Below are 24,844 nucleotides of genomic sequence, written 5' to 3' on the forward strand. Positions count from 1 at the left end.
TAGTAGAGTAAGCATTGTCTACATATATTTGGGGGTGCAAGACGTTGAACACAGAGAAATTAGAAACATTACTTGGATTCTATAAACAATATAAATCATTATCTGAATATATTGATAAAAAGTATAAACTATCTCTTAATGATTTAGCAGTGTTGAATTTGACAATAAAGTATTGCAAAGATGAAAAAATATTGATGCAAACATTTTTGAAAACTGCTATGACAGAGTTAGATTTAAGTAGAACCAAGTTGTTAGTTTCTATCAGAAGATTAATTGAGAAAGAACGTTTGAGTAAGGTTAGATCATCAAAAGATGAGCGCAAAATTTATATCTTTATGAATGATGAAGATGTGACTAAGTTTGATGCGTTATTTGATGATGTAGAACAATTTTTAAATATTTAACTATTTCGTGTCGAGGGCAATATGCTTATCGACACATTTTTTGGTTGCTAACATGATAAATAGTCGCAGATTATTAATAACTATATGTATGTAAACTCTAAAATTTCATGTATAATATATAATGTTAATTAATCAGAGCGAAAGTGAGATGACATTATGGGTCGTAAATGGAATAACATTAAAGAAAAGAAAGCCCAAAAAGATAAAAATACTAGTAGAATATATGCCAAATTTGGTAAAGAAATATATGTAGCAGCTAAATCAGGTGAACCTAACCCTGAATCAAACCAAGCTTTAAGATTAGTTCTAGAGCGCGCAAAAACATATTCTGTACCTAATCATATTATCGAGAAAGCGATAGATAAAGCTAAAGGTGCAGGTGACGAAAATTATGATCATTTAAGATATGAAGGATTTGGCCCAAGTGGTTCAATGTTAATCGTAGATGCCTTAACTAATAATGTTAACCGTACTGCGTCTGATGTACGTGCAGCATTTGGTAAAAATGGTGGTAACATGGGTGTATCTGGTTCTGTTGCTTATATGTTTGATCATGTTGCAACTTTTGGTATCGAAGGCAAATCAGTTGATGAAATTTTAGAAACTTTAATGGACAACGATGTAGACGTAAAAGATGTAGTAGATGATAATGGCTTAACAATTGTTTATGCTGAGCCTGATCAATTTGCACAAGTTCAAGACGCACTTCGTCAATCTGGTGTTGAAGAATTTAAAGTTGCTGAATTTGAAATGTTACCACAAACTGATATTGAATTATCAGAAGATGACCAAGCAACTTTTGAAAAATTAATTGATGCATTAGAAGATTTAGAAGATGTTCAAAATGTATTCCATAATGTGGATTTGAAATAATGAAAAATGCACAACAATGGATTGATGAATTACAATTAACAGAACATCCTGAAGGTGGATACTATAAAGAGACTGTTAGAGAAAATAATAATCAAAGAGCGCCATTTAGTAGCATTTACTTTTTATTGACGCATGATAACATTTCACATTTTCATCGTATCGATGCAGATGAAGTATGGTATTATCATGCAGGTGACTCACTGACTGTGCATATGATAACACCAGAAGGCGACTATCGTACTGCTCAACTTGGTCCTAATATACAAAATGGGGATGTATTGCAATTCCTAGTACCTAAAGGAACAATATTTGCTTCATCAGTAGAGCAACAAAATGACTATTGTTTAGTAGGATGTATGTGTCAACCAGCTTTTGAGTTCGAGCATTTCGAGTTATTTGAACAACAACAATTAATTGATATGTATCCACATTTAACACAAATTATTCAACAATATGCACTAAAAGAAAAATAACAATAAGGGAGTGGGATAGAAATAATTATTTCAAAACAAATTATTTCGTAATCCCACCCCGGCAAGACTGACTAGGTTTGTAAAACGTTGATAAATCACCATTTTACAAACCAGACAGTTACTGCCAAATGCTTAAATTTAAGTTTAAAATACATTTTGTCCCAGGGTCTTATTGTTATAGTTGAAGTCTAATTGGAAAGTAACGAGTAATGGTATGATGAACATTTATTCAGCAGTACCAAAGATTTCTTCAGCTAGTTCAACAACATATGCCAATTTTTGCCATTGCTGTTCTTCAGTTAAATGATTTCCTTCTTCTGTTGATGCAAACCCACATTGTGGACTCAAACAAATGTGATCCAAAGGAATATAGTGTTGAGCTTCTTTGATTCGTGCTTTAATTTGATCTTTATCTTCTAATTGCCCATTTTTAGATGTAATTAATCCTAATACAGCATAAGCGTCTTTACTAGGGAAATGCTTCAATGGTTCAAAATCGCCTGAACGATCATCATCATATTCTAAAAAGAAACCTTGAATATGTTCTTTAAATAAAAATGGAGCGATAGCATTATAACCACCAGAAATTGCCCAAGTAGATTGATAGTTGCCACGACAAATATGAGTCGTTAGTAATAAATCATTAGGTAAACCATCCACAGCTTTATTAATAACTTGATAAGCTAATTGTCGTGCAAAGACTTTTTCTTCTTCAGTACGTTTCCTACCTCTTACTTTTTGAGTGCCGTCTGTTAATCCAGCCCAATATACATCATCTATTTGTATGTATCTTGCACCTAAATCATAAAAATGTTGCAATGTTTTATGATAAGCATATGCTATGTCATTTACAAAATCATCGATATTTGGATAGATTTGTTCATTTAAAATATTAGGATGAAATAGTTGATTTGGACTTGGGATGGCAACTTTTGCTTCTGCTCGACCATCCAATTGATCTCTTAAGAAAATAAAGTGTTCAAAATGAGGATGATGTGGATTATAAGCTACTTTATCTGTAATTTTTACGTTATATTTACGTGTTTCAACACCTTCAAATTGTAAACCATCTTGTGGTAAGTAACCTTTAACACCATATAAATGTTCTAAAAAGTCAAAGTGCCACCAACTTCTTCTGAATTCACCGTCAGTGATACTATGTAAACCAACTTCCAATTGCTTGTTAATCACTTTTATAATTTCTTCGTTTTCAATTTTAGTTAAAGTATTCTTGCTTATTATTCCTTGTTGAAATTGTACACGTGCATCTTTTAATCTTTGTGGACGTAATAAACTTCCTACATGATCAGCTCTAAATGGTCGTAATGACATATATAGCACTCCTTTATTTTGAATTTTCAGAAAATATAATAAAGCTAATTTATCAAATCATGCAATTATTGTCAATTTTAAGTAAATTAGTCAGATTTGTAGTAAAATAAAAATAAATATTTTAACAGAGTGAATGATAAATAACTACATAAGATGACATTGATAAAGTAGTTTAATATAATAATGACAAGGAGTTGGTGACTGTGAAAGTAAAATATATAGATAAACGTCACTGGCGTCGCCTGATTGATAGAGAATATACAGAGGTAAAAGTTAATAATAATAGATTTAAGGGTATTATAGGCTTGGTCACGATGAAAAAAGTACGTGAACCTTTAGAGGTGACGGTAGTAGGACAAAATATTGTAGTTGCAGATGATAATTATCAGTGGTTACAAATTTTACCTGAAAAAAAGCGATATAGTATAACGGTCATGTTCGATAATAATGGCAACCCGCTTGAATATTATTTTGATATTAATATTAAAAATATAACTCAAAAAGGTAATGCAAGGACAGTTGATTTATGTTTAGATGTTTTAGCACTACCAAGCGGACAATTCGAATTAGTCGATGAAGATGATTTATTAGCAGCATTTGAAAATAAACAAATTACTAAAAAACAATTTCATGAAGCATATATGATTGCCCATCAAATTATGGCAGAGCTATCAGAGGATTTTGAACAATTCCAAAAGAAGATTATGTACTGTTTTAATAAAATAAATAATAAAGCCCAAAAACATGTGACCAAACAAGATGAAAAAGAAAAACATAAAAGTTTTAAACCACATCATTTTAAATCAAAAGCGCACAAAAAAAGTAAAACTAAACAGCATAATAAATGAATATAGCTTTAAAGATTAATTGTGTAGTAATTATTCGTTCATACAATGAAATTCAAATTAAATGGTAAGTAGATAAAGAATGAATAATTTTAGGGGGAAGTTATGAAGATTGAAGATTATCGTTTACTAATAACGTTAGATGAAACTAAGACGTTACGCAAAGCTGCAGAAATTTTATATATTTCTCAACCAGCAGTAACACAGAGATTAAAAGCTATAGAGAGTTCCTTCGGTGTTGAAATCTTTATTAGAACGAAAAAACAGTTAATAACAACAACTGAAGGTACAATGATCATTGAACATGCTAAAGATATGTTAAAAAGAGAACGTTTGTTTTTCGACAAAATGCAGGCACATATTGGGGAAGTTAATGGTACAATTTCAATAGGATGTTCATCGTTAATTGGTCAAACATTATTACCAGAAGTACTGAGTTTATATAATACGCAATTTCCAAATGTAGAAATTCAAGTACAAGTAGGATCAACAGAACAAATCAAGGCGAATCATCGAGACTATCATGTCATTATCACTCGTGGTAACAAAGTGATGAATTTATCTAACACACATCTATTTAATGATGATCATTATTTTATCTTTCCCAAAAATAGAAGAGCTGAAGTAACAAAATTACCTTTTATTGAATTTCAGGCAGATCCTATTTATATTAATCAAATAAAACAATGGTATAACGATAATTTAGAACAAGATTATCATGCAACTATTACAGTTGACCAAGTGGCTACTTGTAAAGAAATGTTAATAAGTGGTGTTGGTGTAACGATTTTACCAGAAATAATGATGAAGAATATTGATAGAGAGCAATTTGAATTTGAAAAAGTAGAAATAGATAATGAACCTTTAATACGTTCAACATTTATGAGTTATGATCCTAGTATGTTACAGCTTCCACAAATAGAATCATTTGTTAATTTAATGACTAATTATGTAAGATAGTTGACTATTAATTATTTTAAACTGTTATACATATGATAGTGATATATAAACAAATAGTTGTAATAATATAAGAATGATAACAACTATTAGTTATGAAGGTTGATTTTTAATATATTAATTATCAAGTTGATAAATGCTGGAGCTATTGTCACATTAATATAAATATTTCTTATAAATGAAAAAGCAGCTTTAGGAAAGGGTTTTAAAATGTTCTTAGCACTACTACAAATAAAAAATTATAAGTTATTTGTTGTAAATATGTTTTTACTTGGTATGGGAATGGCTGTTACAATTCCATATTTAGTATTATTTGCTACGAAAGACTTGGGTATGACAACAAATCAATATGGGCTTTTGCTAGCGTTAGCTGCAATAAGTCAGTTTACAGTTAATTCTATTATAGCTCGATTTTCAGATACACATAATTTGAATAGAAAAGTGTTAATTATTACTGCACTACTTATGGGTGCGATTGGCTTTTCTATTTATTTTTATGTACATAGTATTTGGTTATTTATTGTGTTATATGCTTTTTTTCAAGGGTTATATGCACCTGCCATGCCACAACTTTATGCTTCAGCTAGAGAATCAATTAACGTTTCTAGCTCAAAAGATAGGGCGAAGTTTGCTAACACTGTACTAAGATCAATGTTTTCACTTGGATTTTTATTTGGACCTTTTATCGGTGCACAATTAATTTCCATGAAAGGATATGCCGGCCTCTTTGGTGGAACAATTAGTATTATTTTATTCACTTTAATTTTACAAGTACTGTTCTATAAAAATTTAAATATTAAACAACATATAACTACAAAGCAGCATATTGAAACTACAGCACCAAATATGCTCAAAGACAAAGCCCTATTAGTTCCATTTATTGCATTTATTTTATTACATATTGGACAGTGGATGTATACGATGAATATGCCATTATTTGTTACTGACTATTTAAAAGAAAGTGAAGCACATGTAGGCTATTTAGCCAGTTTGTGTGCTGGTTTAGAAGTACCATTTATGATTATTTTAGGTGTCTTATCTTCTAAGTTACAGACTCGAACACTACTGATTTATGGCGCATTATTCGGTGGATTATTTTACTTTAGCATAGGCGTATTTAAAAACTTTTACATGATGTTGGCAGGTCAAGTATTCTTAGCAATCTTTTTAGCTATTTTACTAGGGTTAGGAATTAGTTATTTCCAAGATATCTTACCTGATTTCCCGGGTTATGCTTCAACATTATTTGCTAATGCCATGGTCATTGGACAATTGTGTGGTAATTTATTAGGTGGGGCTATGAGTCATTGGGTTGGTTTAGAAAATGTCTTTTTTGTATCAGCATCATCTATTGTTTTAGGCATAGTATTAATTTACTTTACCAAAGACCAAAAAATCACTGAAGAGGATGTGATTGACTCATGATGCTTATATTATGGCTATTAATTACCAGTTGTTTCATTTTAGTATTTATAGGTTTAATCAAACCACTCATCCCTTCAGTTTTAGTATTATGGATAGGATTTATAATCTATCAATTCGGTTTCCATAATGGGCATTTATCATGGATTTTTTATGTATCTATGACTATATTTACGATTTTAATATTACTAGCTGATTTCTTAATGAATCGTTATTTTGTTAATCGATTTGGAGGTTCAAAGTTAGGTGAGTATGCTGCGTTAGTAGGTATTATCATAGGATGTTTTGTACTTCCACCATTTGGCATTATCATTATTCCTTTTATTTGTGTTTTTATTGTTGAATTACTGCAAGGTATTGAAGTAACTACAGCGTTGAAAATAAGTTTTGGTTCAATTGTGGCTTTTCTAGCGAGTAGTTTTGCCCAAGCATTGATAATGTTAATAATGATTGTATGGTTTATTATAGACGCAGTTTTGATCAATTAAAAAAGCTTATTGCATGATGGTATATATTAAAGCAGAGAAAGATTTCTCGTTAACATATACCTACTCATATGCGATAAGCTTTTTAATTTTGTGAAAATATTGTATGAAATTTTTAAGTCGACATGTTATAAAAAAGTATTAGTATGCTTATTTATCACATGATTTTCAATGTATAATCCAAGCGGAATAATGATAAAAGATAATAAAATAAATAGCCAATTACTTACTTTTACATGTGGTCCAAAAGCTAGTAAAGATTGAGGTATGAAAAAGACATAAAAAAACCCTACGATTAATAAGATGATAACTAAGTAGGTAAATATCCATACCCAATTTGAATTATTAAAGCATTGTAATTGAATCGTCTTGCAACTTATCCAGATAAATAAATAGACGATAATTAATCCAATCAATACAGAAAAGGGAAAGGCATATAAATATAAAGTTGCGCCATTTTTCTCCATGAAAAAGCCTAAAAAGCCCTTTAAAAAACTAACAATACCAATAAGTAAAATGATATGTTGAAAAATATATTTAAAAATATTTCTGAAAGTTTCATTTGGTAAAGCTTTTAATTCTTTTTTGGCATGTGCTTTAGGATCGTGATTGAAGAAGTCTAAAGCTAATAAACCATGTTGTTCGGCACTTAATAGTTGTTTGAGAATTTTATTTATCATCAATTCTGTATCATATGGATTTACACGAAAATCAGAACGCACATATGTCATATAGTTTTCGAAAATTTCTCTATCTGTATTGCTTAATCTTAAAGATTTAACATTATTTTCTTTTGTTAATTGAGCAGTACTTTTCATTGCTATATAAGCGCTCCTTTTAACAACTTTAAATTAAATTAGTTGTCTTTTTCTAAAATATTAATAAAATTAATCATATCATATTACTACATTAATTATAATAGTTATTATTGGAGTTGAAAAAATGCGAGAAATCAATATATCAGAAAGTGATTATTTATGGCATATGGCAACGATACAAGAACATATGCTAGACAAGTTTGAAGCCCATTACCACGCTTCATCTTTAAGTATTGCTTTAAGATATGAAATGATAGTTTCAAGATTGCAAAATGACAAAGATAAGATATACATCATTGAAGAACATCAACAACTTATAGCATTTATTTGGGCACATTTAGACAAAGTGACAATGAACGTACAAATTGAAATGTTATATGTAAATGAATGGTATCGTAGTAGAGGTTTAGCTACACAATTAAAAAAACAAGTTGAACAATGGGGTATAGAACATCATGCAAAACAAATCTCAGGCACAATTAATAGTACTAATGAAGATATGATTGCATTGAATAATCATTTAGGCTATGACGTAAGTCATGTCATTATGACAAAACATTTAACATAGCATTATGGAAAGTCAGATAATTCATGTTAAAATAAAATGGATTTATAAGAAGTGAAGGAGTTCGCTATGACAAAATATATTGTAATTGTTCTTTCGGCAATGTTGCTATTAGCTGGTTGTGGTAAAAGCCAAGAAAAAGTATCTTTGGAAAAGGAAATTAATAGTCTACAAAAGGAAAATAAAAAGTTAAAAGAGAAGAAAGATAAATTAACAAAAGAAAAAGATAAACTTGATGACAAACAAAAAGAGCTTGAAAAAGAGGTTAACGGATTATCATCAGTTGATTCTAGTTCAGAAGAAGATCCATCTAAAGACGACAATGTATCATCTAACAAAGACAATGATAAACAACATACTAAAACACATAAATCTAATAAAGAAGGTTCTAAACAGCAACAGTATAAAGATAAGAACTAATAATACTTTATGTATTAACTTAGCATGCCGATTCGACGTTTCATGATAATTTAATAGGGGTAAATGATTATTAAATTATAAAGAGAAATCAATTCATATTACTAAGATAATTACATTTTTAATATAAAATGTATGAAGAGGAGAGATTAATCATGCACGAGCAAGATTTTAATATTTTAGAAGGCCAAAACATAACTTTACCAGAATTAGGTAGAGAATTAGAAAATATCACTGGACGTACAATTGTTGATTCTACAGGAGAAATTAAACGTGTTGTGGCACAATTACCAAATTTTGAATCTGATACAGATACTTTTGTTGCTACTTATCATTTAAATCATCAACATGATTTTATCGATGCAACATTTACGGCACCAAAGTCTCAAAGAGAACATTTAAAAGAAATACCAGTGCATGTTGAATTAATAACGTACGTCACTAAGTCTGAATAATGACAAAGAGATGAACACAAAATTGTTTAAGTAATCAATTTTGTGTTTTTTTAAGTTCTTTTCCTAATTGGACTGATAAATAATTACTCACTTTGTTGAGCAGTCTTAAGCAATAAAGAACTATTTTTTTAATCGTATCTAAAGTTAAATAAGAGTTAGGATGGACATGTGGAAGGGGATAATATGATTTACGCTGAAACTGAACACTTGATTCTAAGAGATTGGCAGGAAAGTGATTTACTACCATTTCAACAAATGAATGCCAATTATCAAGTGAGAAAATATTTTCCGAGTCTATTAAGCTATAGAAGGTCAGAGCTTGATTTAAGAACAATGGATAATATGATTAAAGACCACGGCATTGGTTTGTTTGCTGTTGAGTATAAAGCTAATCGACAATGGATTGGCTTTATCGGTTTGAATTATATACCAGATTATAGTGACTATCCATTTAGTGAATTACCATTATATGAAATTGGATGGAGATTATTACCTGAATATTGGGGGCAGGGCTTAGCTACTGAAGGTGCACAAGCTGTGATTAATTTGGCAAGGGAACATCATATTGGTGACATTTATAGTTTTACAGCTCAAGCTAATCAAGCGTCTATTAGAGTTATGGAAAAGTTAGGAATGCATTATTATGACCATTTTGAATTACCAGAACTTAGCAAATACCATCCACTTAAACGACAAGTGAGATATTACTTGAAATTGACATCATTATAGTGGATTTGTAATTTTTTGTTAGTCTGTTTATCAAAATACTAAAAAGCGAGTAACAACATAGGAGTTGTTAACCTTTAATTTTTTATAATTACTTCGAAGATAGCCATCTTATTCATTAATGTGGAATGTATGATGGCAGTTATCCTCAACTTAGCGTGGCTGACTACGATTATAAAATAATACTTTATAATCTGAATAGTTATTGCCAAGCACATCATATTAAGCATAAAAGATTTTGTTCAACATTTTTGTTGTTACTCACTTAATTAAAAATAAATATAGTTAAAAAATTTCGTAAAGTATCAAAATTTCACAGTATATACTTTAACTAAAGCTAATCGTAAGTACGTGTACCTAATGGTTGATAGTTTAATAATGTATCCATTAATTCTTCTTTTGTGTCACATAATGGTGCTAAATTTTTATATTTAGAATCTATAAAGCCTTCATCAATCATATGATTAATCAGTGATTGTAAGGGGTTGAAAAAGCCATTTAAGTTAAATACTGCAATTGGTTTTTCATGAATACCAATTTGAGCCCAACTATACATTTCGAAGAATTCTTCTAATGATCCAGCTCCACCAGGGGCCATAATGAAAGCATCTGCTAATTCTGTCATTTTATCTTTACGTGCATGCATAGAATCCACAAGTATAAGTTGAGTTAATTTTTGACTTGTAATTTCTCTTTCATCTAGCATTTTTGGCATGACACCAATGGCAGTACCACCATGATCTAGTACGCCATCTTGTATTGCACCCATTATACCTATAGAACCAGCACCAAACACTAATTCATAACCTTGTTCAGCCATATATTTTCCCAGTTCGTAAGCTTCTTTAACATATGATGGGTCATTACCTTTACTTGCACCACAATAAACAGCTATTCTTTTCATTTTAATTAAACTCCTTTTGTTGTAGATAGTATATTTAATAATGATTGTTCGAATTGTTTGCGATCAGCTTTCGTAAAGCGAGATGGGCCTTTATGACGGCCACCTTGTTTTCTAATTTGAGCATTTAAATGTCGTTTATCCAGTAGTTGTTGAATGTTTTGATGGTTATAAACTTTGCCATTATGATGCATGACTATAGTAACTTTATCGATTAATAGGCTCGCTAAGCCATAGTCTTGCGTTATAATAATATCTTCTGGCTTAGATTACTTAACAATTTTATAATCTACAGCATCTGGTCCATCATCAACATAAACAATTGATACGTGCTCAGGGTATTGTTGATTTGAAAAGTGGCTAAAACTTCTTATAATAGTTACAAAAATGCCTGTCTCTGTTGTTAAATCTACAATAGAATCAACAACAGGACAAGCATCTCCATCAATGATAATTTGAGTCAAATTTTATTATGCCTCGCTATGATCATTTTTATTTTGTTTTACAATACTTTTAGCCACATAATCTTTATATTTTTTCATTTCTTTGATGCGAGCTTTTTCAGCATCTTGTTGTTGTTTTTGTTCTTCTTTATGACGCTTTTCGATATTTTTTTGCAATTTCTTGCTCATTTTATCTATTTCTTTACGATTTTGTTCTGCTAATTTTTCACCTTTTTTCTCTGTTTTATCGTCTAATGTACCAGGTGTTAAACCAACTTTTTCTTCGTATTTTTGTGTTTTTTTCATATCTTTAATACGTTGTTTCTCGTTTTCTTCACGTTGTTTTTGCTCTTCTTTATGACGTTTTTCAATGTTCTTTTGAAGCTTTTTGTCTAGTTTATCAGCTTCTTTACGATTTTCTTTAGCTAATTTTTCGCCTTTTTTCTCGATATAAGCTGGATCATGTTCTTTAGCAAATTTTTTCAATTCACGTTTATTATCAAAGTCTTGTTTTTTATCTCCAACATATTCTTTAACATCTGAAGCTGTATTTGAAATAACTGAAGATGTTTTTGAAGCAACTTTTGAAGCGCTATTTGTAACTTTTTGAACATCGGGGTGTTCTTTAATGCGTTTACGTTCTATAACTAATGGTACTAATACTAGTGGTAACACATTAATCATAAATTTAACGACTTTTCTCTTGTTCATAAATGTTTCCTCCAAATGTTAATTATTATATATACATACCCAATGATACATTAAATTAAACGATTAGCGTAATAATAAGTGATGCGTAAAATACAGGTTCTCTGTTTTTTAGGACTGATAAATAAAAAAACAATATTTTAAAACGCAAATTATTTTGAAGCCGAGACTCCTGAGGGAGCAGTGCTAGTCGAAGACTACAGGCTGAGACAGCACCCTCGGAAAGCGAGGCTTAAAAAAATTATATATCAGTCCAATTTGGGAGAGAACCAAAATACAAGCTTATTAATGATGTTTGATAAACGACAAAAAAACAATCAACTCAATTTTGATTGTTGAATCATAAGTTGAGCTGATTGTTTTTGTATATGACATGATATCAATTTTGTTATAAGCACATTTAATAAGTAATTAAATGTGTTTACCAATACCAAAGCCGAAGTATAGGATTGCAATAATGATAACTAAGATAATTCTATAAATTGCAAAAGGTACTAATTTAATTTTGTTAATTAAGTGTAAGAAAGTTTTAATGGCAATTAAGCCAACTGTAAATGCTGCTAAAAACCCAACGATATAAAATGGAATATCCACAAGTTGTATATCTCTAAAGTGTTTTAATAGTGATAGACCGCTTGCAGCAAGCATAATTGGGACAGCCATGATAAATGTAAAATCTGATGCTGCTTTGTGATTTAATTTCATTAAGACACCAGTTGAAATAGTTGAACCAGAACGACTGAAGCCAGGCCACATTGCTACTGCTTGAGAGATACCAATAACAAATGCTTGGAAATAGTTAATTTGATCGACAGTTTGTTGGTGTTTGACCGTCGCTGAATATTTATCGGCGATAATCATATAGATAGCACCAATTAATAAACCTACCATTACTGTTGGTACACTAAATAAATGCTCTTCAATAAAATCATCGAATAATAAACCTAAAATACCTGCAGGAATCATACCCACTAAGACATGTAATAAATTTAAACGTTTAGGTTTAGAACGTTTAGGTTGTTGAGAGATATCTTCAACATGTTTATGTTTACCTATATGCAATATTTCTAAGAAACGTTCACGAAAAACCCATGCTGCAGCAAAAACAGAACCTAATTGAATAACAATTTTAAATGTAAATGCTGACTGAGTTCCTAAAAATTGTGATGATTTTAACCACATATCATCAACTAGAATCATATGGCCAGTTGAGGATACAGGAGCAAACTCGGTTAAACCTTCAACGACGCCTAAAATGATTCCTTTAATTAACTCAATAATGAACATAATGTACCTACTTTCATAGTCATATTATTTGTTTGTAATTTTAAAAATACCATTTTATGATAGCATATAAAAATAATGTCATGCTAGTTTTAAAATAAATACTAGACTCAAGACTGATACGGGAGTGGGATAGACATAAATTATTTATAAAATTTATGTCGTAGTTCCACCTTGGCAAGACTGATTAGGCTTTCAAAACGTTGATTTATTAACATTTTATAATACAGACAGTTCCTGCCATTTGCAGCATATTAATTATAGGATGCTTTCAACCTCATTTCCTAAATTTATGAGCTTTTTAATATGATTTTTCAAAAAAACTTTTATAATAGGCGTAGGTGATATAATTGTGAAAAAATTAACAGCTTTAGCTTTAAAATATAAAATATATCCAATTTTGATGTTTATTATGAGTATTTGTTTAGGCATTACAGTGATCAGTCAAAATATATTGATTGCTGATTTTTTATCTGCAATGTTAAATCGCCATTATGATGGTCTAATGCATATATTATGTATTATTGTTATCGTACTTATTTTGCGTGCAGTAATTCAACATCTTAATCAACGCATAGGAGATAAACTAGCTTATAAAGTTAAATTACTTTTGAGAAAACAAATGATATCAATACATAATAAGTATCCAATTGGTGAACAAATGGCAATGTTGACTGAAAATATTGATGGTATGGGCCCGTTTTATCGTAGTTATTTACCACAAGTTTTTAAATCGATGATGGTGCCGTTTATTATTATAGTAACCATGTTATTTATACATTTAAATACGGCAATAATCATGATAGTAACTGCACCATTTATACCGTTGTTTTATATTATTTTTGGTCTGAAAACAAGAGATGACTCAAAAGATCAAATGACTTATCTTAATCAGTTTAGTCAGAGATTTTTGAATGTTGCTAAAGGGTTAATAACCTTAAAACTATTTAATAGAACTGAACAAACTGAGCACAATATTTATGAAGATAGTACTAAATTTCGTGATATTACTATGAAAATTTTACGAAGTGCTTTTTTATCTGGCTTAATGTTGGAATTTATTAGTATGTTAGGTATTGGTTTAGTTGCTTTAGAAGCTACGTTAAGTCTTGTAGTTTTTAAAACAATTGATTTTAGAACTGCTGCAATTGCTATTATTTTAGCGCCGGAATTTTATAATGCGATTAAAGATTTAGGTCAAGCATTTCATACTGGTAAACAAAGTGAAGGTTCGAGTGATGTAGTCTTTGAATATATTGCTCAACAACAGCAACTAGAGCAATCACAGACTATTATGAATCCACAACAACAAGCAATCATCTCTTTTAAAAATGTAAGCTTTGCCTATGAATCTCATCATAATGTGTTAAAGCATATTAACTTGGCAGTGTACAAAGGGGACCATATCGCAGTAGTAGGACCCAGCGGTGCAGGAAAAACGACACTTATACAACTGTTAACAGGAAGATTACAACCAACCAATGGTCGAATAAGTTTTCAACATGAATTGACTATTGGTACATTAAGTCAACATCCTCATATTTTTCGTGCATCTATAAAAGATAATATAACAATGTTTCGTCAAATAGAAGATCAGGTTGTTGAGCGAGTCTTAGCAGAAGTTGGTTTATTAAATAAAATACAAACGTTATCTCATGGCATCAATACCATAATTGGCGAAGGTGGAGAAATGTTATCAGGAGGACAAATGAGACGTATTGAACTATGTCGGCTACTGATAAGTAAACCACAATTAGTAATATTTGATGAACCTTCAACAGGTTTAGATATTGCTACAGAACAGATTATACAGCAACTGTTATTCAAATATTTTAAAGATACTACAATGATTGTTATTGCTCACAGAGATAGTACTATAAGTAACTTATCAAGAAGATTATATTTGGAACAAGGTGAAATAAAAGCGGATGATGAAGACGTTTCAGTTAAATTACAGTCGAGGGAGGAACATGAATGAAATCACGATTACAATTTCGCAGTGATAAAGATTTAATATTAGCGATTATTGTTGGTGTTTGTGGTAGTTTAGTGGCTTTAGCAATGTTCTTCTTAAGTGGCTATATGGTAACTAAAAGTGCTTATGGTGCACCTTTATATGCCCTGATGATATTAGTTGTATCAGTTAAATTGTTTGGATTTATGAGAGCAATTTTTAAGTATATAGAGCGACTGTTATCTCATAAAGCTACTTTTACTATGCTTAGGGATATAAGGGTTCAATTTTTTGATAAATTGGTCAACGTTGTACCTAACGTTTATCGTCAATTTAGTTCTACTGATTTAATTTCACGTATGGTGAGCAGTGTTGAAGCGTTACAAAATATTTATTTGAGAGTGTATTATCCACCAATTGTCATTGGTTTAACAGCTTTAATAACAATGGTGTCAATGTATTTTATTTCAACAGCACATGCTATTTTAATTTTATGTAGTATGGTGATAACATTACTTATTGTGCCATGGCTTAGTGCTAACAAAGCACGTATTTTAAAAGCACAAGTTGCTACTAAACAAAGCCAATTTTTAAATAGATTTTATGATTATAAAGAAGGTTATGAAGAATTACATCGCTTTAAACAAGTAGGGCACTTTCAGCAACTCACTAATGAGGAATTGTTAGATTATACAAAAGCACAATATAGAGAGCAACGTTTTTTAACGCGTTATGATTTGATGTTAAATATTATAGCGATGTTATCAATATTTACTAGTTTGTTTTTAGGTTATATACAAATAACTAATGGAAAATTAGATGTTGTCTATTTAACAAGTATCGTTCTAATGATATTAACATTATTTGAACAAGCAGTTCCAATGACTAATGTCGCATACTATAAAGCAGATACGGATCAAGCATTAAGTGATATTAACAATGTGTTTACCACCTCAGAGACAAGTGGTAATCAAGTATTATTGACACATAATTCAGTAGCATCCGCCTATGTCATAGAGAACTTGTATTTTAAATATTGGAATCAAGAAAATTATGTATTAGAGAATGTTTCTTTAACGATTGATAAAGGACAAAAAGTAGCAGTGATAGGACCTTCTGGTTCAGGGAAAAGCACTTTATTACAATTGCTAGCAGGTTTGTATCACTATGATAACGGAACATTGAAACTCTATAATCAAGAGATAAATGATATTAAAGATGAAGAAAAATATCGAGTAATAAATGGTTTATTACAACAGCAACAATTATTCGATGATACCGTGAAAGCCAATTTATTAACATTGAGCAATGATGACGAGATCAAAGAGGTATTTGAACGATTAGGGCTAGATCATATTTCTTTAGATCGACAGTTAGACTATAACGGTTCGACATTATCAGGAGGAGAAATTCAAAGATTATCATTAGCGAGACTATTGTTAAATAAAGACAAACATATTTGGATACTTGATGAACCAACAACTGCTTTAGACACAAAAAATAGCGAACAAGCTATGCAATTAATTGAAGCTAATGCAGAAACTTTAATTGTAGCTACTCATGATTTAAATTTATTACCTATATTCGATACGATCGTAGTCATGCTAGATGGTAAAATTATCGAACAGGGAAGTTATCAAGATTTACTTGCACAACAAGGTGAATTATGGCGTATGGTTCAATTCAACTCATAATAAAAAGCTTGGCGAATAATTAGCACTCGCCAAGCTTTTTATTAATTATCATTCAATTGAATATTAACCATCATTCTATAAACAATAAATTCTAAACATTACTTTAATTGTCATGACATAAGTTTTTTACTTTTCTTTTGATTCATCAAATGCATATATAACTTTACCTAATAAACGGTTAAGTTCTTTTACTTCATCTTGTGATAATGATGAAGCTGTAGCGACTTTCTCAGATGCATTGCTTAATTCTGGTCTTATACTTTCACTTTTATCAGTCAAGTGAATAAATACTTCACGTTGATCGACTTCGGAACGTTCACGTTTGATTAAATCAACTTGTTCCATTCTTTTTAATAAGGGTGATACTGTACCAGTATCAAGTGCTAATTCAGTTACGACTTTTTTGACATTTACAGGTGATTCATCCCATAAAATAGTCAAAACTAAAAATTGTGGATATGTTAGATTGTATTTCTTAAAGACTTTGTTAGAGTAGTAGCGATTAACTTGTCTTTGAGCATTATACAAACTAAAGCATAGCTGTTCTTTTAAATTATGTTGATCAGACATTAAAGTTCTCCTCCAGACATACTATCCGTAATATAATTTCGGATGGGTAATCATTGTAGTTCATAAAATTGTTAAGAAATTCACAACTTACAACGAAACAATGCCATGCTAAAATTAAAGTATGTTTAAATTTTAGAAGATATTTTTGATTAAATCAAGCAAAAAGATAATATAATATATATGTTATCTTTTTTAAAAATAACTGTAATAGAAAAGAGAATATAATATGAAAAAAATTAAAAACGAAAAAATAAAAATAACAATAATTAATGGATTTTTAGGTAGTGGAAAAACTACTTTACTGACACAGTATATTCATGAATTATTAAAAAATGATGAGAAAGTTAATATTATCATGAATGAATTTGGTAGTTTTGACATTGACAGTAACCATATTGCAGATGATATAGAAGTTCGTTCACTAATAAATGGTTGTGTTTGTTGTGATTTAAAACAAGACTTGGTTAATGAAATGCAAGCACTCATTAAATCAGAAAAAGTAGAACATATTATTATTGAGGCAACAGGAATAGCGCATCCATTAGAAATAATGGTTGCTTGTCAAGATCCACTTATAGTAAATTATTGCGAAAAACCATACGTTATTGGTGTACTTGATGCTAAACGATTTTTAGGTAGAAGTCAATATAGTGACAATACTGTAATGTTAATGGAAGAACAGCTTAAATTAAGTGACGCAATTGTTATTAATAAAATTGATTTGGTAGACGAAGATGCGTTGGAAATCATCTTATCTGAATTACAGGACATAAACCCTGGTGCTATTAGGTTTGAAGTAACTTATGGAGATATAAATTTTGATCAATTAACAAGCAATAATGACAGAATAGACATGACGCATCAACATATTCATCATCATAGTATAACAAGTTTGAAATATACCTTTACAGGTCCAATTGAAAGGCAATTATTTTATCAATTTATTCTAAAATTACCTGATAATGTACTTAGATTAAAAGGATACGTTAGGTTCAAAGACGCAACAACAGATATTTATGAATTTCAATATGCTTATGGTCTGCCTGAATATGGTATTGTTTCTGGTAATTTACCGTTAACTATAGTCATTATTGGCGAAGATATTGATGTTAATCAACTTCGTAATCAATTAGATATGTTACAATTTACTTAATTATTAACTATTATAAAGCTGTCTATTGGAATGGGGTTATATTATGGAACGAATACCTATTAATCAACATGTAACATTTTCTAAATTAATACAAGGCTTTTGGCGTGCCAATCAATGGAATATGACACACCAACAGTTGAATAGATTTATCAATCAATTAGTTGAACGTGGCATAACAACAATGGATCATGCCGATATTTATGGTGATTACGAATGTGAAATAATATTTGGGAAAGCACTAGCTTTATCACCTAAATTAAAAGAAGATATACAATTAGTTACTAAATGTGGAATTATCTTGCCATCAAATAAATATATATTTACAGATGCCCATAGATATGATTTAAGTAAAAAACATATTATTGCATCAGTCGAGCAGTCACTAAAGAATCTGAATGTTGATCATGTAGATAATTTATTGATTCATCGACCTTCACCATTGATGGATCCAGTGGAGATTACAGAAGCAATTGTTACATTAGTAAATGATGGTAAAATTAAATCCTTTGGCATATCAAATTTTAATGAGCAACAATATCAATTATTGAGTAATCAACTGACGAAAGAAAAATTGCATATTAGTGTCAATCAATTAGAATTATCCCCTTATTATGTAGATAATATTAATAATGATATGATTACAGCTATGTACCAACAGCAAGTTAAAGTAATGGCTTGGAGTCCATATGCTGGTGGGAAATTATTCGATTCTTTTGATGACAAAGGGCAAAGAATTTTGACAGTGATTAAACAGATAGCTAATAGGTATGGTGTTTCACCTAATGCTGTAATTATTTCTTGGTTCGACAAATTTCCACATGATATTATGCCTATATTAGGTACGAGTAAATTAGATCGAATAGATCAAGCTATTGAAGGATTATCTGTAACAATTACTGATCAAGAATGGTTTGATATTTATACAGCTGCATTAGGCCACGATATCCCTTAATATTAAACAAGCTAAAAGGAGTTACCTATGGAACAACAGGATAAAAGATTTGAACAACTACGCTTTGAACGTAAATTTGTCATTATTCCGTACGTCGTATTTGCGATTATTATCTTAGTATTGAACATTTTTTATACAGATTTAAAAATAATGATGACATTATTTGGATTGTTTTTTGCGTATAATTTAGTCATGTTATTCATGGCATTTATTAAACATTTTAAACGTACACTAATATTAATGTTAATACTCTCAATTATTAGTGGCGCTGCATTTTTCTTTTTAATTTATGTTTTTGCTATTAATCACATGTAAGGTGAGAAGTTATTGATGTTGTTTGTAATAAGCCTGAGACAAAATAGATTTTAAACTAAAAATGGCATGATTGGCTGTAACTGTCTAGATTATAAAATATTGAAAATTAAACATTTTATAATTATAGTCAGGCTTGCCGACGTGGTGGAACAGACATAGATGTTTTGCAACACTTATGTCTGTTCCACTCTTTTTTTATTCATTTTTATTTATAAAATAGTAAAAATTTTGAAAATTGTGTGTATTGTACTTTTTTATTAATATAATTATCTTTAACATTGATATAATAAAGGTGAAATAATCTACAAAGGGGAGACATATATGGATAAGAGAGATGAAAAAAATACTAAAGTTCAAAATAGAAAGCAAGGAACTAACAAAAAGACATATAAACCTTTATGGATAGTAGTTAGCTTTGTCGTTCTCATTACAATATTAATCATACCAACACCTGCAAGTTTACCGATTATGGCTAAAGCAGCATTAGCAATTCTAGCATTTGCAGTTATTATGTGGGTTACTGAAGCGGTTTCCTATCCTATTTCTGCGACATTGATTTTAGGTCTGATGATTTTGTTACTAGGATTCAGTCCGGTTCAGAACTTAGCTGAAAAATTAGGTAATCCAAAAGCAGGAGATGCTATTTTAAAAGGTAATGACATATTAGGAACGACTAATGCATTAGCACAAGCTTTTAGTGGCTTTTCTTCATCAGCTGTTGCACTCGTTGCAGCTGCATTATTTTTAGCAGCTGCCATGCAAGAAACTAATTTGCATAAACGATTAGCCTTACTAGTTTTATCAGTAGTTGGAAACAAGACGCGTAATATTGTTATAGGTGCTATATTGGTATCTATTGTGTTAGCCTTTTTTGTACCTTCAGCAACAGCAAGAGCAGGTGCAGTTGTACCTATATTATTAGGAATGATTGCAGCATTTAAAGTTTCAAAAGATAGTAAACTTGCTTCATTATTAATTATCACGGCAGTTCAGGCAGTATCAATTTGGAATATCGGTATTAAAACAGCGGCAGCACAAAACTTAGTAGCAACAAATTTTATTAATCAGCAATTAGGTTTTGATGTCTCATGGGGAGAATGGTTTTTATATGCTGCACCATGGTCAGTCTTGATGTCAGTAGCACTCTATTTCATTATGATTAAAGTCATGCCACCAGAATTAGATGAGATCAAAGGTGGAAAACAATTAATTAAAGATGAATTAGCAGCATTGGGACCAGTAAGTCCTAGAGAATGGCGTTTAATCGCTATTTCAATATTATTATTAATTTTTTGGTCTACTGAAAAAGTCCTTCATCCAATTGATTCAGCGTCTATTACAATCATTGCTTTAGGCCTCATGTTAATGCCAAAGATAGGAGTGATCACGTGGAAAGGTGTAGAACATAAAATACCATGGGGCACAATTATTGTCTTTGGTGTAGGTATATCATTAGGTAATGTTTTATTGAAAACTGGTGCTGCACAGTGGTTAAGTGATCAAACATTTGGTCTCATGGGCTTAAAATCCATGCCACTTATTGCTACCATTGCCCTTATTACTATTTTTAATATCTTAATTCATTTAGGGTTTGCAAGTGCCACTAGTTTATCTTCTGCCCTTATTCCAGTTTTTATCTCATTAACATCGACACTAAACTTAGGAGACCAAGCAATTGGTTTCGTCTTAATTCAACAATTTGTTATTAGCTTTGGTTTCTTATTACCAGTAAGTGCGCCACAAAATATGCTAGCTTATGGCACAGATACATTTACTGTTAAGGATTTTTTAAAAACAGGAATACCATTAACGGTTGTAGGGTATATATTAATCATTATCTTTAGTTTGACTTATTGGCAATGGTTAGGATTAATTTAGTAGTTAATTTTTGATAATTATAGTTAATGGTACTGTATAACGCTAAGTTTATCGTAAATAGTTTTTAGTCAACGTCATCTAATAAAATGAAATTTTAAGAATGGTGGTTAAAAATTTGGCAGTTGGCGTGATATTAAATAGAATGTTTAGAACCAAAGATAATCCGCTTTTTGAATATATATTTCAACAACAAGAAGATATTAATGAATGTTATTTTATTATACCTACAGAAGATTTATCAGATGCTTCAACGTTAAAAAAGCAATTTTATTTTGGGACATTACAACGATTTTATGATGATTTAACAAAATTAAAGTTGAGTCCTTTTGTGATGGAATATGATGATGTTATAACATTTTGTCAGCAACATCAGATTACAGAAGTCGTTATTGCTGGTGATATTATGTCCTATCATCATGAAACCTATGACATCCTACATCAGCGACATAAGTACCAACAAGCACAGATTAAAGTAACTTTAATTAAAGGTCATCATTATTTCAAACCAAGTAGAACTAAAAATAAACAACATAATTATTATCAAGTGTTTACAAGTTTTTATAAACAATGGAGACCTTTTTTAAGGATACAAAACTTATATCATTATGATTTAAAAGAGTTGCAATCTATAGTTATTTCAGCTACTGGAGACTATAGCTCAATATATAAAAATGAAGGTACCACACAGCAACATGAACAAGATAAATGGCAACAATTTCTGAAAAATAATATTAACAGTTATACGAGCGGTCGCGATTATTTGCCACAACTTCAAACGAGCCAATTAAGTATCGCATTAGCATACGGAGTGTTAGATATTAACGAAATATTTAACGATTTATTACAGATGTATGATAATAGTGAAGAAAATTTTGAAGCTTTTATCAGAGAATTAATGTTTAGAGAGTTTTATTATATTTTAATGACTGCTTACCCTGAAACATCTAATCAAGCTTTTAAAGAAAAATATCGACAAATTGAATGGTCTGATAATCAATTACATTTTGACAAATGGCGTCAAGGACAAACAGGCTTTCCAATTATTGATGCTGCAATGGCAGAGTTAAGACAAACTGGATTTATGCATAATCGGATGAGAATGGTGGTGTCTCAATTTTTAACTAAAGATTTATTTATAGATTGGACACTCGGTGAAGATGAGTTTCGTAAATACTTAATAGATTATGATGCTGCATCTAATATTCATGGATGGCAGTGGTCGGCATCAACAGGAACAGATGCTGTGCCATATTTTAGGATGTTTAGTCCTATTAGGCAAAGTGAACGTTTTGATAAACATGCATATTACATTAAACAATATTTGCCACAATTAACCGCTATTGATGCTAAGTATTTACATGATACTCATAAATATTATCAAAATATTAGTAAACAAGGTGTTACGATAGGAGTAGACTATCCAGAGCAAATTGTAAATCACAATGTGCAACGACAATATGTCTTAGAAACGTTTAAACAGCTAAAATAACTGTATATATGGTTTTGCAATTGCACAAATGATTATACTTGAATGAAAGCATTAAGTTTTGAGAATTGTATTTTAATATGTAGTATAAAATAAAAAAGCACAAAGGCGATTATTAAATCATCTCTGTGCTCTTTATTTGAGGGCTTATGACCAAGATATTTTTAAATAATATTGTGACAGTTATTTTAAAATAAATAAACAAAAATAGAGGCTTAAAAATTCACAGAAAGTGATAATATAAATATATTTTAAGCGTATTTTCATATTTAACGGTAAGTCCCAATTCGGAAAATGTCGTTCATAATAAAATGTTTGTCTAATAAAGACGCCTAGACCGAATGGTAGCAATGTTAATAAAATACTATGTTTATAACTATATCCCATAGCATGCCATAAGTGACCGATAATGAGTTGAAAGACTATAGTTAATAATAATAAGACGATTAAATTGAATGTCATTTTGCTAACCTAACTCCTTTAACTAAAAGTAATAGAGCACTTTGCATGAGCACCATAAACAATACAAAAATAAAGGCTTTAGGGGTTAATGCTAGCAACATATCTTGAGAAATTTTTAATGGCTCATTAAAAATGTAAACTGAATGAAGACGTAAAAAACGACCAATATATATTCCAAAACCATTTAAAAACATTAATATCAAAACATTAAGTCGATTAAACCATAATTTTGATGTTAAAGTTAAAATCTCAACATAAATTAATATCATAATATATATCGCTAAAAAGACACCTAACAATAGATATGTAAAATATGTCCATTCTAAAATATTGAGACCAGCATAAAAATTAAAATGGAACTGATTTAAATGTATTAAATCTGTCACCATATAAAATGTATTAGGCAAAATCAATACAAATATAGCACAAAAAATAATATATAATGGCCATTCATATTTTTTAGTTGGTTTGAAAAGTTTGAGTAGCAAACTTAATTCAAAAGGAATATAGGCTAGGAATAAATTTAACGTCATAAAATTAAATACTGTATTTTCAAAAAGAGAAATACTAAAGAGTATTAAGAAATATATTCTAGCTATGTATCGAGGTTGCATGTGAATAACACTACTTTCTATCAATTGTGTTAAGCAATTACAATATAAATGACAATAATCTAGTTAACAAAGCATGTCATAACATTATAAAATGCTTAACAAACCATGTTATCTGAATGGATTTGTTAAGCATATATAATAACTTGTCTTAATAAGGTAATCAACTAAAATAAATTACGACTTTGGACTGAGTAAATTCAAACCGATATGATCATTAAATTCACGATTGATATCCATATCAGTTAATGTAATGACAATTTCAGCAGTAGCCGATACGATTGCTTTAGCAAGGTGGCCGCTATAAGTTTGATATTGAGCATCACCAAATGTAGCATGTAAATGCGCAAAAGCTTTATCATCAATTCGTGAAATGTTACCTAATAAGCTTGTTAATTCTAATGGTTGATGAATATGTTTTTCTTCATATTGTTGTGTTGTTAAATTATAGAAATTTAATGTGACATCGTCACAAGCACCAATACCGCTAACAGTTCCAAATTTTTTGTTATGGTCTTCGGCAATGTTAGTGACAGCTGAAACGATATCTTCGCCTTGCTCTAAAACTAATAAAATAACATTTTGAGACACTTGTGTTTTCATGAAAATACCTCCTAAAAAGATAATATGTTATCTTAATTATACATATAAAGTTACGAAT

At 30.1% G+C, this 24,844-nt stretch carries 27 protein-coding genes and 1 pseudogene; 18 read left to right on the forward strand and 10 right to left on the reverse strand.

All coding sequences use genetic code 11. From position 1 onward, the window contains the following. The first annotated feature begins 44 nt into the window (after positions 1–44). From J3R86_RS02855 to J3R86_RS02865, 3 genes are all read left to right on the forward strand, one after another. On the forward strand, positions 45–404 hold the full coding sequence (locus J3R86_RS02855) for a transcriptional regulator, SarA/Rot family (RefSeq protein ID WP_207517974.1): 360 nt from the start codon (positions 45–47) through the stop codon (positions 402–404). 156 nt (positions 405–560) lie between these two features. Next, positions 561–1,277 carry a YebC/PmpR family DNA-binding transcriptional regulator gene (locus J3R86_RS02860; protein ID WP_207517975.1) on the forward strand — a complete coding sequence of 239 codons (717 nt, stop codon included), beginning with the start codon at positions 561–563 and terminating at the stop codon, positions 1,275–1,277. After that, entirely contained in the window at positions 1,277–1,750 is a 474-nt protein-coding gene (locus tag J3R86_RS02865; RefSeq protein WP_207517976.1) for a cupin domain-containing protein, read from the forward strand. The genes J3R86_RS02860 and J3R86_RS02865 overlap by 1 nt, the downstream gene beginning before the upstream one ends. 225 nt (positions 1,751–1,975) lie before the next feature. On the opposite strand, the gene J3R86_RS02870 is transcribed toward J3R86_RS02865, so the two are convergent. Then, positions 1,976–3,082, reverse strand: a complete 1,107-nt coding sequence (locus tag J3R86_RS02870; RefSeq protein ID WP_207517977.1) for a 5-methyltetrahydropteroyltriglutamate--homocysteine S-methyltransferase — start codon at positions 3,080–3,082, stop codon at positions 1,976–1,978. Positions 3,083–3,285: 203 nt separating this feature from the next. Between J3R86_RS02870 and J3R86_RS02875 the strand changes: the two genes are divergently transcribed. The 4 genes from J3R86_RS02875 (at position 3,286) to J3R86_RS02890 (ending at position 6,794) form a co-directional block, all read left to right on the forward strand. Continuing rightward, positions 3,286–3,930, forward strand: a complete 645-nt coding sequence (locus tag J3R86_RS02875; RefSeq protein WP_207517978.1) for a ribonuclease FAU-1 family protein — start codon at positions 3,286–3,288, stop codon at positions 3,928–3,930. Positions 3,931–4,032: 102 nt separating this feature from the next. Beyond that, positions 4,033–4,887 carry a LysR family transcriptional regulator gene (locus tag J3R86_RS02880; protein ID WP_207517979.1) on the forward strand — a complete coding sequence of 285 codons (855 nt, stop codon included), beginning with the start codon at positions 4,033–4,035 and terminating at the stop codon, positions 4,885–4,887. A gap of 207 nt (positions 4,888–5,094) precedes the next feature. Further along, positions 5,095–6,309, forward strand: a complete 1,215-nt coding sequence (locus tag J3R86_RS02885; RefSeq protein ID WP_207517980.1) for a sugar efflux transporter — start codon at positions 5,095–5,097, stop codon at positions 6,307–6,309. Then, positions 6,306–6,794 (forward strand): DUF456 domain-containing protein, encoded by a 489-nt coding sequence (locus tag J3R86_RS02890; RefSeq protein WP_207517981.1) that lies wholly within the window; start codon positions 6,306–6,308, stop codon positions 6,792–6,794. Before J3R86_RS02885 ends, J3R86_RS02890 begins: the two co-directional genes overlap by 4 nt. 125 nt (positions 6,795–6,919) lie before the next feature. Here J3R86_RS02890 and J3R86_RS02895 read toward each other — a convergent pair whose 3' ends face one another. Then, positions 6,920–7,609 carry a DUF1129 family protein gene (locus J3R86_RS02895; protein WP_207517982.1) on the reverse strand — a complete coding sequence of 230 codons (690 nt, stop codon included), beginning with the start codon at positions 7,607–7,609 and terminating at the stop codon, positions 6,920–6,922. Positions 7,610–7,733: 124 nt separating this feature from the next. Here J3R86_RS02895 and J3R86_RS02900 point away from each other — a divergent pair, with 124 nt between their 5' ends. The 4 genes from J3R86_RS02900 to J3R86_RS02915 all read left to right on the forward strand — a co-directional run bounded on the left by J3R86_RS02900 (position 7,734) and on the right by J3R86_RS02915 (position 9,775). Further along, positions 7,734–8,177, forward strand: a complete 444-nt coding sequence (locus J3R86_RS02900) for a GNAT family N-acetyltransferase (RefSeq protein ID WP_207517983.1) — start codon at positions 7,734–7,736, stop codon at positions 8,175–8,177. A 66-nt stretch (positions 8,178–8,243) separates the two neighbouring features. Further along, positions 8,244–8,594 (forward strand): SA0632 family lipoprotein, encoded by a 351-nt coding sequence (locus tag J3R86_RS02905; RefSeq protein ID WP_207517984.1) that lies wholly within the window; start codon positions 8,244–8,246, stop codon positions 8,592–8,594. A gap of 152 nt (positions 8,595–8,746) precedes the next feature. Beyond that, positions 8,747–9,046 carry a hypothetical protein gene (locus J3R86_RS02910; RefSeq protein ID WP_207517985.1) on the forward strand — a complete coding sequence of 100 codons (300 nt, stop codon included), beginning with the start codon at positions 8,747–8,749 and terminating at the stop codon, positions 9,044–9,046. Positions 9,047–9,229: 183 nt separating this feature from the next. After that, positions 9,230–9,775, forward strand: a complete 546-nt coding sequence (locus J3R86_RS02915) for a GNAT family N-acetyltransferase (protein ID WP_207518500.1) — start codon at positions 9,230–9,232, stop codon at positions 9,773–9,775. A 334-nt stretch (positions 9,776–10,109) separates the two neighbouring features. Here the strand turns inward: J3R86_RS02915 and J3R86_RS02920 are convergent, their stop codons facing one another. From J3R86_RS02920 to J3R86_RS02935, 4 genes and pseudogenes are all read right to left on the reverse strand, one after another. Then, the gene (locus tag J3R86_RS02920; RefSeq protein ID WP_207517986.1) at positions 10,110–10,676 is read right to left on the reverse strand and encodes an LOG family protein; all 567 of its coding nucleotides are present in this window, start codon (positions 10,674–10,676) and stop codon (positions 10,110–10,112) included. A 5-nt stretch (positions 10,677–10,681) separates the two neighbouring features. After that, positions 10,682–11,137: pseudogene (locus J3R86_RS02925) on the reverse strand (YaiI/YqxD family protein). A gap of 6 nt (positions 11,138–11,143) precedes the next feature. Further along, the gene (locus J3R86_RS02930) at positions 11,144–11,827 is read right to left on the reverse strand and encodes a hypothetical protein (protein WP_207517987.1); all 684 of its coding nucleotides are present in this window, start codon (positions 11,825–11,827) and stop codon (positions 11,144–11,146) included. 408 nt (positions 11,828–12,235) lie between these two features. Continuing rightward, positions 12,236–13,111: an undecaprenyl-diphosphate phosphatase gene (locus J3R86_RS02935; protein ID WP_207517988.1), complete on the reverse strand. Its 876-nt coding sequence runs from the start codon at positions 13,109–13,111 to the stop codon at positions 12,236–12,238. Positions 13,112–13,460: 349 nt separating this feature from the next. Between J3R86_RS02935 and J3R86_RS02940 the strand changes: the two genes are divergently transcribed. Both J3R86_RS02940 and cydC read left to right on the forward strand, forming a co-directional pair. Beyond that, the gene (locus J3R86_RS02940; protein WP_207517989.1) at positions 13,461–15,086 is read left to right on the forward strand and encodes an ABC transporter ATP-binding protein/permease; all 1,626 of its coding nucleotides are present in this window, start codon (positions 13,461–13,463) and stop codon (positions 15,084–15,086) included. Continuing rightward, on the forward strand, positions 15,083–16,756 hold the full coding sequence (gene cydC / locus J3R86_RS02945) for a thiol reductant ABC exporter subunit CydC (protein ID WP_207517990.1): 1,674 nt from the start codon (positions 15,083–15,085) through the stop codon (positions 16,754–16,756). Before J3R86_RS02940 ends, cydC begins: the two co-directional genes overlap by 4 nt. 126 nt (positions 16,757–16,882) lie before the next feature. Here cydC and mgrA read toward each other — a convergent pair whose 3' ends face one another. Then, positions 16,883–17,326, reverse strand: coding sequence for a global transcriptional regulator MgrA (gene mgrA / locus J3R86_RS02950; RefSeq protein ID WP_002464904.1), 444 nt, complete (start codon positions 17,324–17,326; stop codon positions 16,883–16,885). A 226-nt stretch (positions 17,327–17,552) separates the two neighbouring features. Between mgrA and J3R86_RS02955 the strand changes: the two genes are divergently transcribed. The 5 genes from J3R86_RS02955 (at position 17,553) to J3R86_RS02975 (ending at position 23,113) form a co-directional block, all read left to right on the forward strand. Beyond that, positions 17,553–18,479, forward strand: coding sequence for a CobW family GTP-binding protein (locus J3R86_RS02955; protein ID WP_207517991.1), 927 nt, complete (start codon positions 17,553–17,555; stop codon positions 18,477–18,479). A 43-nt stretch (positions 18,480–18,522) separates the two neighbouring features. Further along, the gene (locus J3R86_RS02960) at positions 18,523–19,431 is read left to right on the forward strand and encodes an aldo/keto reductase (protein WP_207517992.1); all 909 of its coding nucleotides are present in this window, start codon (positions 18,523–18,525) and stop codon (positions 19,429–19,431) included. A gap of 27 nt (positions 19,432–19,458) precedes the next feature. Continuing rightward, on the forward strand, positions 19,459–19,746 hold the full coding sequence (locus J3R86_RS02965; protein WP_207517993.1) for a hypothetical protein: 288 nt from the start codon (positions 19,459–19,461) through the stop codon (positions 19,744–19,746). Positions 19,747–20,067: 321 nt separating this feature from the next. Further along, positions 20,068–21,624 (forward strand): SLC13 family permease, encoded by a 1,557-nt coding sequence (locus tag J3R86_RS02970; RefSeq protein ID WP_207517994.1) that lies wholly within the window; start codon positions 20,068–20,070, stop codon positions 21,622–21,624. A gap of 115 nt (positions 21,625–21,739) precedes the next feature. Next, positions 21,740–23,113, forward strand: coding sequence for a cryptochrome/photolyase family protein (locus J3R86_RS02975; RefSeq protein WP_207517995.1), 1,374 nt, complete (start codon positions 21,740–21,742; stop codon positions 23,111–23,113). 180 nt (positions 23,114–23,293) lie between these two features. On the opposite strand, the gene J3R86_RS02980 is transcribed toward J3R86_RS02975, so the two are convergent. The 3 genes from J3R86_RS02980 to J3R86_RS02990 form a co-directional block, all read right to left on the reverse strand. Next, the gene (locus J3R86_RS02980) at positions 23,294–23,572 is read right to left on the reverse strand and encodes a hypothetical protein (protein ID WP_207517996.1); all 279 of its coding nucleotides are present in this window, start codon (positions 23,570–23,572) and stop codon (positions 23,294–23,296) included. Next, positions 23,569–24,186 carry a DUF1361 domain-containing protein gene (locus J3R86_RS02985; RefSeq protein WP_207518501.1) on the reverse strand — a complete coding sequence of 206 codons (618 nt, stop codon included), beginning with the start codon at positions 24,184–24,186 and terminating at the stop codon, positions 23,569–23,571. The genes J3R86_RS02980 and J3R86_RS02985 overlap by 4 nt, the downstream gene beginning before the upstream one ends. A gap of 174 nt (positions 24,187–24,360) precedes the next feature. Continuing rightward, positions 24,361–24,786, reverse strand: coding sequence for a PPC domain-containing DNA-binding protein (locus tag J3R86_RS02990; RefSeq protein ID WP_207517997.1), 426 nt, complete (start codon positions 24,784–24,786; stop codon positions 24,361–24,363). Positions 24,787–24,844 lie beyond the last annotated feature (58 nt).

The organism is Staphylococcus simiae, assembly GCF_017357005.1.
Classification (GTDB): domain Bacteria; phylum Bacillota; class Bacilli; order Staphylococcales; family Staphylococcaceae; genus Staphylococcus; species Staphylococcus simiae_A.

What these genes read in the sequence shown, in the direction of transcription:
- J3R86_RS02870 (WP_207517977.1), bottom strand. Translation starts at nt 3,082, where the DNA reads ATGTCATTACGACCATTTAGAGCTGATCATGTAGGAAGTTTATTACGT.
- J3R86_RS02865 (WP_207517976.1), top strand. Translation starts at nt 1,277, where the DNA reads ATGAAAAATGCACAACAATGGATTGATGAATTACAATTAACAGAACAT.
- J3R86_RS02885 (WP_207517980.1), top strand. Translation starts at nt 5,095, where the DNA reads ATGTTCTTAGCACTACTACAAATAAAAAATTATAAGTTATTTGTTGTA.
- J3R86_RS02955 (WP_207517991.1), top strand. Translation starts at nt 17,553, where the DNA reads ATGAAAAAAATTAAAAACGAAAAAATAAAAATAACAATAATTAATGGA.
- J3R86_RS02920 (WP_207517986.1), bottom strand. Translation starts at nt 10,676, where the DNA reads ATGAAAAGAATAGCTGTTTATTGTGGTGCAAGTAAAGGTAATGACCCA.
- J3R86_RS02990 (WP_207517997.1), bottom strand. Translation starts at nt 24,786, where the DNA reads ATGAAAACACAAGTGTCTCAAAATGTTATTTTATTAGTTTTAGAGCAA.
- J3R86_RS02970 (WP_207517994.1), top strand. Translation starts at nt 20,068, where the DNA reads ATGGATAAGAGAGATGAAAAAAATACTAAAGTTCAAAATAGAAAGCAA.
- J3R86_RS02960 (WP_207517992.1), top strand. Translation starts at nt 18,523, where the DNA reads ATGGAACGAATACCTATTAATCAACATGTAACATTTTCTAAATTAATA.
- J3R86_RS02930 (WP_207517987.1), bottom strand. Translation starts at nt 11,827, where the DNA reads ATGAACAAGAGAAAAGTCGTTAAATTTATGATTAATGTGTTACCACTA.
- J3R86_RS02905 (WP_207517984.1), top strand. Translation starts at nt 8,244, where the DNA reads ATGACAAAATATATTGTAATTGTTCTTTCGGCAATGTTGCTATTAGCT.
- J3R86_RS02935 (WP_207517988.1), bottom strand. Translation starts at nt 13,111, where the DNA reads ATGTTCATTATTGAGTTAATTAAAGGAATCATTTTAGGCGTCGTTGAA.
- J3R86_RS02860 (WP_207517975.1), top strand. Translation starts at nt 561, where the DNA reads ATGGGTCGTAAATGGAATAACATTAAAGAAAAGAAAGCCCAAAAAGAT.
- J3R86_RS02985 (WP_207518501.1), bottom strand. Translation starts at nt 24,186, where the DNA reads ATGCAACCTCGATACATAGCTAGAATATATTTCTTAATACTCTTTAGT.
- J3R86_RS02980 (WP_207517996.1), bottom strand. Translation starts at nt 23,572, where the DNA reads ATGACATTCAATTTAATCGTCTTATTATTATTAACTATAGTCTTTCAA.
- cydC (WP_207517990.1), top strand. Translation starts at nt 15,083, where the DNA reads ATGAAATCACGATTACAATTTCGCAGTGATAAAGATTTAATATTAGCG.
- J3R86_RS02890 (WP_207517981.1), top strand. Translation starts at nt 6,306, where the DNA reads ATGATGCTTATATTATGGCTATTAATTACCAGTTGTTTCATTTTAGTA.
- J3R86_RS02895 (WP_207517982.1), bottom strand. Translation starts at nt 7,609, where the DNA reads ATGAAAAGTACTGCTCAATTAACAAAAGAAAATAATGTTAAATCTTTA.
- J3R86_RS02880 (WP_207517979.1), top strand. Translation starts at nt 4,033, where the DNA reads ATGAAGATTGAAGATTATCGTTTACTAATAACGTTAGATGAAACTAAG.
- J3R86_RS02900 (WP_207517983.1), top strand. Translation starts at nt 7,734, where the DNA reads ATGCGAGAAATCAATATATCAGAAAGTGATTATTTATGGCATATGGCA.
- J3R86_RS02965 (WP_207517993.1), top strand. Translation starts at nt 19,459, where the DNA reads ATGGAACAACAGGATAAAAGATTTGAACAACTACGCTTTGAACGTAAA.
- J3R86_RS02915 (WP_207518500.1), top strand. Translation starts at nt 9,230, where the DNA reads ATGATTTACGCTGAAACTGAACACTTGATTCTAAGAGATTGGCAGGAA.
- mgrA (WP_002464904.1), bottom strand. Translation starts at nt 17,326, where the DNA reads ATGTCTGATCAACATAATTTAAAAGAACAGCTATGCTTTAGTTTGTAT.
- J3R86_RS02910 (WP_207517985.1), top strand. Translation starts at nt 8,747, where the DNA reads ATGCACGAGCAAGATTTTAATATTTTAGAAGGCCAAAACATAACTTTA.